Raw genomic sequence first — 13,334 nt, forward strand, 5'->3', positions numbered from 1 at the left:
ATCGAGGAACCGCAGCATGTACAAAGACTATCCGGCCGCCTACCAGGTCAGTAAAGGTTCGGCATTGCAGGTGGACACGGCGTTCTACGAACGCATTCGTGACCAGGCGGATAAACGCACGTTGATCGAGCAGTTCGAAGTGCCGATTCGCACGGGCAGGGCATGGAAGGTGCCGGCCGGGCACGTGTTTCGTGTCACCACACCGGTAGGGCCGCAGGTCGGCGACTTCAATGTGTGGAACGCTAACGACCCGCGTGAACGCTTGTGGGCGGCGCGCACGCGCCAGTTGCAAGGCGCGCATGTCAGCACCCATGACCGGTTGTGGTCGAACTTGCCGTTCCTGCGGCCGTTGGTGACCATCACCGATGACAGCCTGGCAAGCTACGGCATCGATGAACATGGCGGGCGCCTGCATGATTTGTTGGGCACGCGTTGCGATCCGTATGTGAACCGCATGCTCACCGGCGAAGACTTTCATCACCATTGCCATTCAAACCTGACGCGCGCCGTGCTTCCCCACGGCTTGACCGAGTTTGATGTGCATGACGTGCTGAATATTTTCCAATGCACTGGGCTCAACCATGACGACATGTACTTCATGAAAGCCTGCCCGGCACGGAAGGGCGACTACCTGGAGTTTTTTGCCGAGATTGATGTGCTCTGCGCGCTATCAACGTGCCCGGGCGGGGATCTGTCGTTACCAATGTGGGGGCCGGACGCGCAGGACCCGCTGACGGTGTGTCGCCCGCTGGGTGTGGAAATTTATCGGTTGGAGAGTGAGTTGCTCAATGGCTGGAGCCAGCCCGAACGTGCGGCCTATAAAGGCCAGCACGGGTTGCATATCGCCAAGGCGGATTGGGAATAGCGGCTGGTTCAGCGGTCTTGTGCGTCTTTTGAGTCCGCTTGTGCGTTGCGCTCGGCCACGCGCTTACGTTGTTCGTCGGTGAGTTCTACCTTGTTGGCGCTGTCTCGCAGCATCAATAAACCACCGACGATCGAACCGATCGCGACCACTAAAATCAACCAGGCATACCACGGCATAGGGCTCTCCTTGAGGCAGCAAACCGTGGGGAAGTTTCCCACGGTAATTGCTGCTTTGAGTAACGGGCTATCTTAGTAGTTCATTGTAGGCCCGTTCTGCCCCAGTAGCCTAAAGACCCGTCAACATCGCATCTGCCGGTGCATCGGCCCGGTCTTGCGCGGTCAGTTGGAAGTACACAAACCCCACGAGCATGAAGCCCAGGAAAATCAGCCCGATCAGCGTGTTAAACCAAGCCATGGCCACCAGGCATACCACCGCCAGTACCAAGGCGATGCCCGGCACGATCGGGTAGCCCGGCGCGCGAAAGGTACGCTCCAGCAGCGGTTCGGTCTTACGCAGTTTGAACAGGCTGAGCATGCTCATGATGTACATCACGATGGCCCCGAATACCGCCATGGTGATCATGGCTGCGGTCAACGTCATACCGCCCAGGTTGATCAGGCCGTCGCTGTAGATGGCAGCGACGCCGACTACGCCACCGGCGATGATTGCCCGGTGCGGAGTCTGAAAGCGCGACAGTTTAGCGAGGAAAGACGGCAAGTAACCGGCACGAGCCAGGGCGAAGAACTGGCGCGAGTAACCGAGGATGATGCCGTGGAAACTCGCCACCAGGCCGAACAGGCCGATCCACACCAGCATGTGCAGCCAGCCGGAGCTGTCGCCCACCACGGTTTTCATCGCTTGCGGCAAGGGGTCGTTGATGTTCGACAGGGTGCGCCAGTCGCCCACGCCGCCAGCGAAGAACATCACACCCATGGCCAGGATCACCAACGTCAGGATGCCGCTGATGTAGGCTTTTGGAATGGTGCGCTTGGGGTCTTTGGCTTCCTCGGCGGCCATGGCCGCGCCTTCGATGGCGAGGAAGAACCAAATGGCGAAGGGAATCGCCGCAAACATCCCCGCAATAGCGGGCGCGCCGAAGGTATCGGAACCGGCCCAGCCATTCAGGGCGAAGTTGCTGAAGCTGAAAGCCGGCGCGACCACGCCCATGAACACCAGCAATTCAGCGACGGCGAGCACGCACACCACCAGCTCAAAGGTGGCCGCGAGCTTTACGCCGAGAATATTCAGGCCCATGAACACGATGTAGGCACCCACGGCGGCGTGTTTGGGGTCCAGAGCCGGAAACTGCACATTCAGATACGCCCCGATCGCCAGGGCAATAGCGGGCGGTGCGAAGACGAATTCGATCAACGTCGCAAGGCCGGCGATCAAGCCGCCTTTCTCACCAAAGGCGCGACGACTGTAGGCAAACGGCCCTCCAGCGTGAGGAATCGCAGTAGTGAGCTCGGTAAAACTGAATATAAAGCAGGTGTACATGGCGGCAACCATCAACGAGGTCACCAGAAAGCCCAACGTACCGGCCACGCCCCAGCCATAGCTCCAGCCGAAGTATTCGCCGGAGATTACCAGCCCCACGGCAATGCCCCATAAATGCAGGGTGCCCAAGGTGGGTTTGAGTTGTGTGTTCATCGTGTTGCACTCCCTGAACGGTTTTGAATGATTCAGGGTGTTGCAGCGGCCATGCCATTGCGCGATGCGGTGTCGTAAAGGCGTCGAACTGTCGCCGACGAGACGGTTTGGCGTTTGAAATCTACTCAAGGTGCACCAGGTTGGAGCAGCTGTGCCAGGCCTGGCGCTTTCGCGAGCAAGCCCGCTCCCACATGTTGACCGCGCTCCAGAGAATGTACTCGGTCGAATGTGGGAGCGAGCTTGCTCGCGAAGACGCCCGCAAAGGCGGCATAAATCCCCCTGTAAACCCTGCATAAACCCACTCTTTACGCTGTCTTTACGCCCCACCCATACCCTCGCTCTCGTTCCTTTACGCCACTTCTGCGGACAATTGCCCCACACGCGGCAATCGCCGCAAAACGGAGAGACTTCCATGAGCGTTCTGGACGGGGTGTCACTGCTATTGGCCGTGGCGCTGTTCATTTATCTGCTGGTTGCGCTGTTACGCGCGGATCGGAACTAGGAGCAGGCTATGCACAGTTATGACTATTGGCTGATCATCGCCTTCTTTGTCGTGGTGCTGGTGCCGGCACCGTTCCTGGGGCGGTTCTACTACAAGGTGATGGAAGGTCAGCGCACGTGGCTAACGCCGGTGTTCGGCCCTGTCGAGCGCGCGTGTTATCGCTTGTCGGGCGTGGATGAACATCAGGAACAGAGCTGGCAGAAGTACATGCTGGCGTTGCTGGCGTTCAACCTGGCGGGTTTTGTGTTGCTGTTCGCGATCCTGCTGTTCCAGGGCTATCTCCCACTGAACCCGCAAAAATTGCCAGGCCAGGAATGGACCCTGGCCTTCAACACTGCAGTCAGTTTCATAACCAACACCAACTGGCAGAACTACAGCGGTGAGGCGTCCCTGAGCTACCTCAGCCAGATGGTCGGCCTGACGGTGCAAAACTTCGTCAGTGCCGCCACCGGGCTGTCCGTGCTGGTCGCCCTTTGCCGTGGTATCAGTCGCAAATCCACTAAGACGTTGGGTAACTTCTGGGTCGACATGACCCGCGCTACCCTCTACGGCCTGCTGCCGATGTGCCTGGTGTTTGCCCTGTTCCTGGTGTGGCAGGGCGTCCCGCAAACCTTCGCTCACTATGTCAACGCCGTGACGATGCAGGGCGTTGACCAAGTGATCCCACTGGGCCCGGCTGCGAGCCAGATTGCAATCAAGCAACTGGGCACCAACGGCGGCGGCTTCTTTGGCGTCAACTCGGCGCATCCGTTTGAGAACCCGACTGCCTGGGCCAACCTGTTCGAAGTGGCCTCAATCATCCTGATCCCGGTGGCGTTGGTGTTTACCTTCGGTCATTACGTCAAGGACCTGCGTCAGAGCCGCGCCATCCTCGGCTGCATGCTGGCGCTGTTCCTGATCGGCGGTGCGACTTCGCTGTGGTCTGAATACCAGCCCAATCCGACCCTGAACAACCCGGCTGTGGAGCAAACCGCACCGCTGGAAGGTAAGGAAACGCGCTTTGGCACCACCGGCACCGTGTTGTGGTCGGTGACCACCACTGCGGCGTCCAACGGGTCGGTCAACGGCATGCAGGACAGCCTCAGCCCCCTGAGCGGCATGGTGGCGCTGGTCAATATGATGGTCGGCGAAGTGATCTTCGGCGGCGTCGGTGCCGGTATGTACGGCATGTTGCTCAACGTATTGATCGCGGTGTTCCTCGCCGGCCTGATGATCGGCCGCACCCCGGAATACCTGGGCAAGAAGCTACAGGCCAAGGAAGTGCAACTGCTGGTGGTGACCTTGCTGGTCATGCCCGTCGGTGTGCTGGTGCTGAGTTCCATCGCTGCCAGCCTGCCGGGCCCGGCAGGTGCCATCAGTAACCCTGGCCCCCACGGGTTCAGCCAGTTGCTGTACGCCTACACCTCAGCCAGTGCCAACAACGGTTCGGCGTTCGGCGGCTTCAGTGGCAACACCGCGTTCCACAACCTGATGTTGGGCCTGGGCATGTTGATTGGTCGCTTCGGCTACATCCTCCCGGTACTGGCCCTGGCCGGCAGCCTGGCGATGAAAAAGACCGCACCGATTGGCCAGAACAGCTTCCCGACCCATGGCCCGCTGTTCGTGACCTTGTTGGCCGTGACCATTTTGCTGGTGGGCGGCCTGACGTTCCTGCCAACGCTGGCGTTAGGCCCCATTGCTGAACACTTGAGCATGGGCTTCTAAAAAGGGGATATGAAAATGAATATGCCTGTAAAAAACGCCGCTCCTGTGAACACTCAGGAGTCGCCCAAGACCGCCATGCCCGCGCTGTGGCGCCCGGCGCTGATCCAGGCTTTCGTCAAGTTGGACCCGCGCCAACTGCAACGCTCGCCAGTGATGCTGGTGGTCGAGCTGACCGCGATCCTCACCACGGTGTTGTGCTTCGTGCCCGACACCACCGTGCCGACGTTTGTCGCCGTGCAAATCGCCGTGTGGCTGTGGTTCACCGTGCTGTTCGCAAACTTCGCTGAAGCGTTGGCCGAAGGTCGCGGCAAGGCCCGCGCCGACAGCCTCAAAGCCGGCAGCGAAGGCCTCAGCGCACGTCGCAAAGAAGCCGACGGCAGCTTCAAGGTCGTGCCGGCCACCAGCCTGTGTAAAGGCGACGTGGTACGCGTCACCGCCGGGGAAATGATCCCCGGTGACGGCGAGGTCATCGAAGGCATTGCGGCGGTCAACGAAGCGGCGATCACCGGTGAATCCGCGCCGGTGATCCGTGAGTCCGGTGGCGACCGTTGCGCCGTCACCGGCAACACACGGCTGGTGTCGGACTGGTTGCTGATCCGCATCACCGTCAACCCGGGTGAGTCCACGCTTGACCGTATGATCGCCCTGGTAGAAGGCGCCAAGCGCCAGAAAACCCCTAACGAAGTCGCGCTGGATATCCTGCTGATCGGCCTGACCCTGATCTTCCTGCTGGTGGTGGTCACGCTGCAGCCGTTCGCCCACTTCGCTAATGGCAGCTTGCCGTTGGTGTTCCTGGTCGCACTGCTGGTGACGCTGATTCCTACCACCATCGGCGGCCTGTTATCGGCCATCGGTATCGCGGGCATGGACCGCCTGGTGCGCCTCAACGTGATCGCCAAGTCCGGTCGTGCAGTGGAAGCAGCGGGTGACGTGCATGTGTTGCTGCTGGATAAAACCGGCACCATCACCTTCGGCAACCGTCGCTGCGCAGCGGTGATTGCCGCGCCTGGCGTCAGCGGTGATGACCTGGCTGAAGGCGCGTTGCTGGCATCGCTGGCGGATGACACGGCGGAAGGTAAATCCATCGTCGAATACCTGCGCGCCTTACATCCTCAGGCTGAGCCGACCCTGGACCAACTGACCTCGGTGCCGTTCAGTGCTGAAACGCGCTTGTCCGGCGTCGATTACGAAGGTCGCGTGTTCCGCAAAGGCGCGGTCGATTCGCTGCTCGCATTTATTGGCCAACAACGTCGTGACCTGCAGCCGGCGCTGTCGCGGGAAATCGACAAGATCGCCCAAAGCGGCGGTACGCCGTTGCTGGTGTGTGCCGACGGCAAATTGCTGGGTGCGATCCATCTCAAAGACGTGGTCAAGCCTGGCATCCGCGAACGTTTTGCCGAGCTGCGTAAACTGGGGATTCGCACCGTGATGGTGACGGGCGATAACCCGCTGACCGCTGCGGCGATTGCGGCAGAAGCCGGCGTGGATGACGTGCTGGCCGAAGCAACACCCGAGAAAAAACTCGCGCGTATTCGCCATGAACAGAACGACGGTCGCCTGGTTGCGATGTGTGGCGACGGCGCCAACGATGCCCCGGCACTGGCCCAGGCTGACGTCGGCATGGCGATGAATGACGGCACCCAGGCTGCTCGCGAAGCGGCGAACATGGTCGACCTCGACAGCGACCCGACCAAGCTGCTGGACGTGGTGCAGATCGGCAAGGAATTGCTGGTGACGCGCGGTGCGCTGACCACGTTTTCCATCGCCAACGACGTGGCCAAATACTTCGCGATCCTGCCCGCGCTGTTCGCCTCGATCTACCCGCAACTGGGTGTGCTCAACGTGATGCACCTGCAGAGCCCGCAGAGCGCGATTCTCTCCGCCATTGTGTTTAACGCGTTGATCATAGTGGTGCTGATTCCCCTGGCGCTGCGCGGTGTGCGCGTGCAGGCGGCGAGTGCGGCGGCATTGCTGCGTCGCAACCTGCTGATCTATGGGCTGGGCGGGATCCTGGTGCCGTTCGTGGGTATCAAGGCGATCGACATGCTGCTGACTGCGTTGCACCTGGTGTAACCCGGATGGTTCCCACGCTCCGCGTGGGAATGCCGCCCCGGACGCTCTGCGTCCTGCGCTGATAAACGAATTGAGGAATTTGAAATGTCCACCACGATCCGCCCGGCCCTGAGCCTGCTGGTCCTCATGGCCCTGATCACCGGCGTCGCCTATCCACTGGTCGTGACCGGCATCGCGCAAGTCGCCTTTCCTGACCAGGCTAACGGTAGCCTGGTGCGTGATGCCGACGGCAAAGTGCGTGGTTCCAGCCTGATCGCTCAGGATTTTACCGGTGACGGCTGGTTCCATCCGCGCCCCTCGGCCGGCGCGTTTGCGACGGTTTCCAGCGGCGCGAGTAACCTGGGCCCAAGCAACCCGGCGCTGGCCACGCGCATCTTTGATGATGCCAATAAGGAACAGGTGCCAGGCCAGGGGCCGGTGCCTTTGGCATCACTGACTACCTCCGGCAGTGGTCTTGATCCACACTTGCCACCGCAAGCGATTGCCTATCAACTGGCGCGAGTAGCGGCGGCCCGGAATGTGCCGGTGTCTACACTGCAGCGCTTGCTCGATGAGCACATCGAAAGCCCGCTGGTGGGGCCGCCTGTCGTGAATGTGCTGGCGCTGAACATGGCGCTGGAAAACCTCTGAGCCCCTTGTGTGCGGGCTTGCTTGCGAAAGCGGTCTTTCAGTAAAAAATGTGCTGACTGATTCACTGCTTTCGTGAGCAAGCCCGCTCCTACATTGGATCTTCAGTGACCTGAATACCTGAAGGAACCGCAAAGCATGAGCGACTCCGGCCGCGCCGATGCCCTGTTAGCCGAACTGCCACGGGACGGCCGTGGCCGGCTCAAAGTCTTCCTTGGTGCCGCGCCGGGCGTGGGCAAGACCTACGCCATGCTTCAGGCCGCCCATACGCAGCTGCGTCAAGGTGTGCGGCTGGTCGCCGGGGTGGTCGAAACCCACGGCCGCGCCGAGACCGAGGCCTTGCTCAGCGGCTTGCCGCAACAACCGTTGGTGCGTACCGAATACCGCGGCGTGATGCTCGAAGAAATGGACCTCGACGGCTTGCTGGCCGCCAAGCCCAAGCTGGTATTGGTCGACGAGTTGGCCCACAGCAACGCCCCCGGCAGCCGTCATGAAAAGCGCTGGCAAGACATTCAGGAACTGCTCGCTGCTGGCATTAACGTGTTCACCACCGTCAACGTCCAGCACCTGGAAAGCCTCAACGACCAGGTGCGCGGTATCACCGGCGTGCAAGTGCGCGAAACCCTGCCGGACTGGGTGCTGCAAGCGGCTGACGAACTGCTGCTGATTGACCTGCCATCGCGCGAGCTGCTCGAGCGTCTGCGCGACGGCAAGGTCTATGTGCCGGAACAGGCCCGTGCCGCCATCGACGCGTTTTTCACCCAGACCAATCTCATGGCCCTGCGCGAGCTGGCGATGCAGACCGCCGCTGCCCACGTGGATGACGACTTGGCCCAAGGCTATCGCCAACTCGGCCAGGCCGCGCCGGCGGTACGCGGGCGCTTGCTGGTGGGCGTGGATGGCGATGCGCAAGCCGAGCGCCTGGTGCGTCATGCCTGCCGCGTGGCCCAGCGTCGGCATTTGCCCTGGAGCCTGGTGCATATCGATAACGGCCGCGCGCGCGATGAGCAATCGCGGCTGCGTCTGCAAAACGCCCAGCAACTCGCCGAGCGGCTTGGCGGCGAAGTGGTGTTGCTGCGGGCGGGTGAGGTGGCGAAGACGCTGATCCAGCATGCCGCCGAACGCCGCGCCAGCCTGTTGCTGGTAGGGCAGTCGCGCATGCGCTGGCGGCGTCGGCTGTTCGGTGGTGGGCTGGCGGCGCGCTTGCTGCGTAATGCCCGCGGCTTGGAAATCAATGTCCTCGACAGCGACGACATGCCTGCGCCGCCGCGATTGCCGGATGTACGCGGCTTGGTATGGTTCGACTACGGCCTGGCAGTGGTTGCGACCGTCGTGGCGGCGGCGCTGGCCTGGGCCGTGGCCAGCGTGTTGCCGTTGCCGAATATCTCCCTGGTGTTTCTCGCGGCGGTATTGCTGGTCGGTGTGCGCAGCAGTTTGGGGCCGTCGCTGGTGTGTGCGGCGCTGTCGTTCCTGACGTACGACTTTTTGTTTATCCCGCCGAAATTCTCCTTCGCGATCCAGCGCGAAGAAGATGTGTTGACCCTGCTGTTCTTTTTGCTGATGGCGGCACTGACCGGCAACCTGGCCGCACGCCAGCGTCGGCAGTTGCAGGCGTTGCGTGATACCCAGGAAGAAACCAGCGAGTTGCTCGATCTGTCGCGCAAGCTCACCGCCGCCACTGATCGCCAGGCGGTGATCAGCGCGGCGGCGCATCATCTGCAAGGCTGGAGTGACCTGGATTTGTGCCTGGTCAATCGAGACGGGCAGGGTGACTGGAAGGTCGAGACCGGTTCACCACTGGCTTTCACTGAATCCGAACGCGCCGCCGCCGACTGGGCCTGGCAGCACGATCAGCCGGCGGGCATGGGCACCGGCACCTTGCCGTTTGGGCGCTGGTGGTGGTGGCCGCTGTCGGGCGAGGAGGGGCCACTGGGCTTGCTAGGCGTGAGCCCCAAGCCGGGCCTGGAATTGAGCGGCCAGCGTCGTCGGCTGCTCACCGCCTTGAGCCAGCCGCTGGCTCAGGCTTTGGCCCGGGCGCAACTGGCGCAGGAGCTGGAGTCTGCGCGCCTGCACGGTGAAACCGAACAACTGCGCAGCGCCTTGCTCGCGTCGGTGTCGCACGATTTACGCACACCGTTGACCTCGATGCGCGGCAGCATCGACAGCCTGTTGGCGCTCGGCGAAGCCATCCCGCTGGAAGATCGCCGCGAATTGCTTGAAGGCACCCGCGATGAAGCCGAGCGCCTCGACCGCTACATCCAGAACTTGCTCGACATGACACGCCTGGGCCACGGCGCCCTGAAGTTGGCGCGCGATTGGGTCTCGCCCGGCGATATTGTCGGCAGTGCCCTTGGCCGTCTGCGCGCGGTGCTGGCACCGTTGCAGGTCAAGACTGACGTGCCCGCGCAGTTGCCTTTGCTGTATGTCCACGCCGCGCTGATCGAGCAGGCGCTGGTCAATGTGCTGGAAAACGCCGCGCGTTTTTCACCGGCCCAAGGCCGTTTGGACGTCAGCGCGGGCGTGGTGGATGACCAGTTGTTTTTTGCGGTGGCCGATGAGGGGCCGGGGATTCCCGAAGACGAGCGTGCGAAGATCTTCGATATGTTCTACACCGCCGCCCGCGGTGATCGCGGCGGGCAGGGCACCGGCCTGGGGTTGGCGATCTGCCAGGGCATGGTCGGCGCTCACGGTGGGCGCATCAGCGTCGCCGATGGCATTGAAGGACGAGGCACTTGCATCACCTTGTTCCTGCCATTGCCGACTCAGCCTGGCCTGGAGCGCGACGCTTGAGCTACCCTCTTTTTTCCACGGATTTTGATTGGACACCATGAGCCAGACCGCGACGATTTTAGTCATTGATGACGAACCGCAGATCCGCAAATTTCTGCGTATCAGCCTGGCCTCCCAGGGCTATAAGGTGATCGAGGCCGGCACGGGCAACGAGGGCCTCGCCCAGGCGGCTTTAAGCAAACCGGATTTGCTCGTACTCGACCTCGGCCTGCCCGACATGGACGGCCAACACGTGTTGCGCGAGTTTCGCGAGTGGTCAACGGTGCCGGTGCTGGTGTTATCGGTGCGCGCCAGTGAGGTGCAAAAAGTCGAGGCCCTGGATAGCGGCGCGAATGATTACGTGACCAAACCCTTTGGTATCCAGGAGTTTCTCGCCCGAGTTCGCGCCTTACTGCGCCAGACTCCAGCGGGGGAGGCCCAGGAAGCCGCCTTGAGTTTTGGCCCGCTGACGGTGGACCTGGCCTATCGCCGCGTGCTGCTGGAGGGTGTCGAGGTGGCACTGACCCGCAAGGAATATGCGGTGCTGGCGCAATTGGCGCGGCACCCGGGGCGCGTGATCACCCAGCAGCAACTGCTCAAGGATATCTGGGGCCCGACCCACACCGAAGACAGCCACTACCTGCGCATTGTGGTGGGCCATTTGCGCCAGAAGTTGGCGGATGATCCGACGCAGCCACGGTTTATTGTGACTGAGGCGGGGGTGGGGTATCGATTATTGAGTGCTTGAGTTGAGCTGCATCTGAACTGGCCCCTTCGCGAGCAAGCCCGCCCACTCTTTCAACCCTGCTCACTCTCATACTTGTCCAATGTATCCCTGGCAATTTCCCGCCCTAAGGCGATCAACTCCGGCGCCTTGTAGAACTCGAAAAACCGGCACACCCGCTTTGGCACGTTGATCAACACATCGGGCGGATACCCAGCGATTTTGTATTGCGCCAGCGACGTCTGCATCACCTCGAAACTCTGGTTGATCAGGTCCAGCAGGGACGCCGGGCCGACGTTGTCGATGATGAACGAACCGGTCGCCGATTTCGGCGCTCCGGCTTTTTCCGGTGCGGCGGCGGGTTGCTGGGATTCGGGCTCGGCCGATTCCAGCCATGGGTTGATCTCGGCGGTCTGAGCTTGCAAGGCCTCTTGCTCCAGCTTCATTAACTGCTCGGCTTGTTTGCGTCGAAACGGCAGGTGAGAACCCAGTGATTTGGCCAAGCTGTTAAAGCGGCTCTTGAACGCCGGTGGGCGCTGTATCACTGGCAACTGGTAGTGTTTTTGGTTGGTGGCATTGAGGTTGACCGCGATGATCAAGTCGCAATGGCTCGATACTACCGGCACGATCGGCAGCGGGTTGAGCAGGCCGCCGTCGACGAGCATGCGGTTGCCCTGCATCACGGGCGTGAACAGGCTGGGGATCGCCGCTGACGCGCGCATGGCCTGGTGCAAGCAGCCTTCCTGGAACCAGATCTCCTGCTGGTTGGTCAGGTCGGTCGCTACGGCGGTGTAGGGAACGCGCAGCTCTTCGATATTGATCTCGCCGACGATCTTGCGGATTTGCCCGAAGACTTTCTCGCCGCGAATGGCTCCCAGGCGAAAACTCACGTCCACCAGGCGCAGCACGTCCAGGTAATCGAGGCTTTCGATCCAGTTTCGATACTCGTCAAGTTTGCCGGCGGCATAGATTCCGCCCACCACGGCGCCCATCGAGCAGCCGGCGATACAGGCGATGTCATAGCCACGCCGCTCGATTTCTTCAATCACGCCGATATGGGCGTAGCCCCTGGCTCCCCCAGAGCCCAGTACCAAGGCAACACGCTTCTTCATGGTCCATGTCCTTCCCAAGGCAGGTGCCCACAATGCACCTTTTAAGGGGGCCGCTTCAATCTTCGCGCAGCCGCGTAATATTTTTCCTGAATCGTGAGCAGGCTCGAGTATGCTCTGACGATAAGCGCTTCTGATTTCAGGCGTCGGACAAGGCACTTTTCCTTGTAGGCAACGTCTACACCCTACGACTGTTTTTCTTTATTTGAGGTGTCATTGATGAAAGCCTGGATGTGTGTACCTGTGATCGTGTTGGCCCTGGCCGGTTGTGCCGGGAAAACCGCTTACCGCGATAGCTGTGGCACGCAGTTGGACGCGGCATGGCATGAGCTGGACTTGGCCAAGGCCGAAGGGTTTGCCGGCACCGTGAGCTACTCTAAGGCCTTGTCCTTGTTGACAGGTGCCAAGACCCAGCAGCAGTTCGAAGCGTTTGAAGGCTGCTCCAACAAAGCCGAAAAAGCGCGGTTCTATATTCGCGAGTCGCGCGCCGGGCGTTGACCTGTAGCGGCCAAGTAGGGTTTTTCATCGTCAAGGGAGGAAGGGATGTCAGCTTTGGTCGATCAGTTAGTCGCTCAGGTCATTGGCCTGGAAGTAGGGTTGCTGAGCTGCCAGGCTCGTCTCGCTGCCGTTACCGACGATGAAGCCCTGCACGATCTGCGCACGACCGTGCGGCGCTTGCGCAGTTTGTTGCGGCCCTTGCGCGGTTTGCCGGGAGTGGAACAGCTAGAATTGGCCGCCAGCACAGTCGGCCAATTGACCACGCCGCTACGCGACCGAGAAGTCCTGGCGGCGTATCTGCATCAGCATGGCTACCACGAAGCGGCGGACCGGCGCCTGCGCCTGCAACCCGACGCCTATCGCCACGTGGCGCAAAGCCCGGAAGTGGCGCACCTGCTGCTGATCCTCGATGCATTCCCACGCTTTATCCGTGCGTCCCAACACCAGAAATTACTCAAGGGCCTGCTCCCGCGTATTGAAAAGCGTCTGGCCAAGCAATGGCATACGCTTGATGAAGCCCTCAAAGACCCCAATCATGATCGCCACCGTCTCCGCCTGCTGATCAAGCGTGTGCGCTACGCCGCTGAGGCTTACCCCGAGCTGGACAAACTGCCTTCCAAAGCCGTGTCGCGGCTCAAACAAGCCCAAGGCGCCCTGGGTGATTGGCACGACTGCTGGCAGTGGCTGGCCCAGGCCGGGCATCAACCGGATTTGCAGCCGTGTGTTCCTGTCTGGCATCGCACCATGGCCAAGGCGGAAGGCGAAGCGGACCGCGTGCTGGACAAGCTCAGCGCGGACTGTTTCTAAGCCGGT

At 61.3% G+C, this 13,334-nt stretch carries 12 protein-coding genes; 9 read left to right on the forward strand and 3 right to left on the reverse strand.

The genetic code is table 11. The annotated features are described in order from the left end of the window. Positions 1-16: 16 nt before the first annotated feature. Positions 17-865 carry an urea carboxylase-associated family protein gene (locus E0F99_RS14125; protein WP_083359477.1) on the forward strand — a complete coding sequence of 283 codons (849 nt, stop codon included), beginning with the start codon at positions 17-19 and terminating at the stop codon, positions 863-865. 8 nt (positions 866-873) lie between these two features. On the opposite strand, the gene E0F99_RS14130 is transcribed toward E0F99_RS14125, so the two are convergent. Both E0F99_RS14130 and eat read right to left on the reverse strand, forming a co-directional pair. Then, the gene (locus E0F99_RS14130; RefSeq protein WP_083359476.1) at positions 874-1,041 is read right to left on the reverse strand and encodes a DUF2897 family protein; all 168 of its coding nucleotides are present in this window, start codon (positions 1,039-1,041) and stop codon (positions 874-876) included. Between the two features lie 109 nt (positions 1,042-1,150). Next, the gene (gene eat / locus E0F99_RS14135; protein ID WP_083359475.1) at positions 1,151-2,515 is read right to left on the reverse strand and encodes an ethanolamine permease; all 1,365 of its coding nucleotides are present in this window, start codon (positions 2,513-2,515) and stop codon (positions 1,151-1,153) included. 412 nt (positions 2,516-2,927) lie between these two features. Here eat and kdpF point away from each other — a divergent pair, with 412 nt between their 5' ends. From kdpF to E0F99_RS14165, 6 genes are all read left to right on the forward strand, one after another. Continuing rightward, the gene (kdpF, locus tag E0F99_RS14140) at positions 2,928-3,017 is read left to right on the forward strand and encodes a K(+)-transporting ATPase subunit F (protein WP_003218754.1); all 90 of its coding nucleotides are present in this window, start codon (positions 2,928-2,930) and stop codon (positions 3,015-3,017) included. Positions 3,018-3,026: 9 nt separating this feature from the next. Beyond that, on the forward strand, positions 3,027-4,721 hold the full coding sequence (gene kdpA / locus E0F99_RS14145) for a potassium-transporting ATPase subunit KdpA (protein WP_083359474.1): 1,695 nt from the start codon (positions 3,027-3,029) through the stop codon (positions 4,719-4,721). Between the two features lie 21 nt (positions 4,722-4,742). Continuing rightward, positions 4,743-6,794 (forward strand): potassium-transporting ATPase subunit KdpB, encoded by a 2,052-nt coding sequence (kdpB, locus tag E0F99_RS14150; protein WP_408003451.1) that lies wholly within the window; start codon positions 4,743-4,745, stop codon positions 6,792-6,794. A gap of 84 nt (positions 6,795-6,878) precedes the next feature. Next, entirely contained in the window at positions 6,879-7,424 is a 546-nt protein-coding gene (gene kdpC, locus E0F99_RS14155) for a potassium-transporting ATPase subunit KdpC (RefSeq protein WP_083359472.1), read from the forward strand. A 135-nt stretch (positions 7,425-7,559) separates the two neighbouring features. Further along, positions 7,560-10,211: a sensor histidine kinase gene (locus tag E0F99_RS14160; RefSeq protein ID WP_083359471.1), complete on the forward strand. Its 2,652-nt coding sequence runs from the start codon at positions 7,560-7,562 to the stop codon at positions 10,209-10,211. Positions 10,212-10,248: 37 nt separating this feature from the next. Then, entirely contained in the window at positions 10,249-10,938 is a 690-nt protein-coding gene (locus E0F99_RS14165; protein WP_083359470.1) for a response regulator, read from the forward strand. A 50-nt stretch (positions 10,939-10,988) separates the two neighbouring features. Here the strand turns inward: E0F99_RS14165 and E0F99_RS14170 are convergent, their stop codons facing one another. Beyond that, positions 10,989-12,026 (reverse strand): patatin-like phospholipase family protein, encoded by a 1,038-nt coding sequence (locus tag E0F99_RS14170; protein WP_083359469.1) that lies wholly within the window; start codon positions 12,024-12,026, stop codon positions 10,989-10,991. Positions 12,027-12,242: 216 nt separating this feature from the next. On the opposite strand from E0F99_RS14170, the gene E0F99_RS14175 reads away from it, so the two are divergent. Together E0F99_RS14175 and E0F99_RS14180 are read left to right on the forward strand one after the other, a co-directional pair. After that, a complete protein-coding gene (locus E0F99_RS14175) occupies positions 12,243-12,521 on the forward strand; it encodes a hypothetical protein (RefSeq protein WP_010176194.1) in 279 nt (92 codons plus the stop codon). 45 nt (positions 12,522-12,566) lie between these two features. Beyond that, positions 12,567-13,328, forward strand: a complete 762-nt coding sequence (locus E0F99_RS14180; protein WP_083359468.1) for a CHAD domain-containing protein — start codon at positions 12,567-12,569, stop codon at positions 13,326-13,328. Positions 13,329-13,334 lie beyond the last annotated feature (6 nt).

The sequence above is a fragment of the Pseudomonas antarctica genome, from assembly GCF_900624995.1.
Taxonomy (GTDB): domain Bacteria; phylum Pseudomonadota; class Gammaproteobacteria; order Pseudomonadales; family Pseudomonadaceae; genus Aquipseudomonas; species Aquipseudomonas antarctica.

Bases quoted from the DNA above. Each gene is read 5' to 3' on its own strand.
- E0F99_RS14125 (WP_083359477.1), top strand. From the start codon at position 17: ATGTACAAAGACTATCCGGCCGCCTACCAGGTCAGTAAAGGTTCGGCA.
- E0F99_RS14130 (WP_083359476.1), bottom strand. From the start codon at position 1,041: ATGCCGTGGTATGCCTGGTTGATTTTAGTGGTCGCGATCGGTTCGATC.
- eat (WP_083359475.1), bottom strand. From the start codon at position 2,515: ATGAACACACAACTCAAACCCACCTTGGGCACCCTGCATTTATGGGGC.
- kdpF (WP_003218754.1), top strand. From the start codon at position 2,928: ATGAGCGTTCTGGACGGGGTGTCACTGCTATTGGCCGTGGCGCTGTTC.
- kdpA (WP_083359474.1), top strand. From the start codon at position 3,027: ATGCACAGTTATGACTATTGGCTGATCATCGCCTTCTTTGTCGTGGTG.
- kdpB (WP_408003451.1), top strand. From the start codon at position 4,743: ATGCCTGTAAAAAACGCCGCTCCTGTGAACACTCAGGAGTCGCCCAAG.
- kdpC (WP_083359472.1), top strand. From the start codon at position 6,879: ATGTCCACCACGATCCGCCCGGCCCTGAGCCTGCTGGTCCTCATGGCC.
- E0F99_RS14160 (WP_083359471.1), top strand. From the start codon at position 7,560: ATGAGCGACTCCGGCCGCGCCGATGCCCTGTTAGCCGAACTGCCACGG.
- E0F99_RS14165 (WP_083359470.1), top strand. From the start codon at position 10,249: ATGAGCCAGACCGCGACGATTTTAGTCATTGATGACGAACCGCAGATC.
- E0F99_RS14170 (WP_083359469.1), bottom strand. From the start codon at position 12,026: ATGAAGAAGCGTGTTGCCTTGGTACTGGGCTCTGGGGGAGCCAGGGGC.
- E0F99_RS14175 (WP_010176194.1), top strand. From the start codon at position 12,243: ATGAAAGCCTGGATGTGTGTACCTGTGATCGTGTTGGCCCTGGCCGGT.
- E0F99_RS14180 (WP_083359468.1), top strand. From the start codon at position 12,567: ATGTCAGCTTTGGTCGATCAGTTAGTCGCTCAGGTCATTGGCCTGGAA.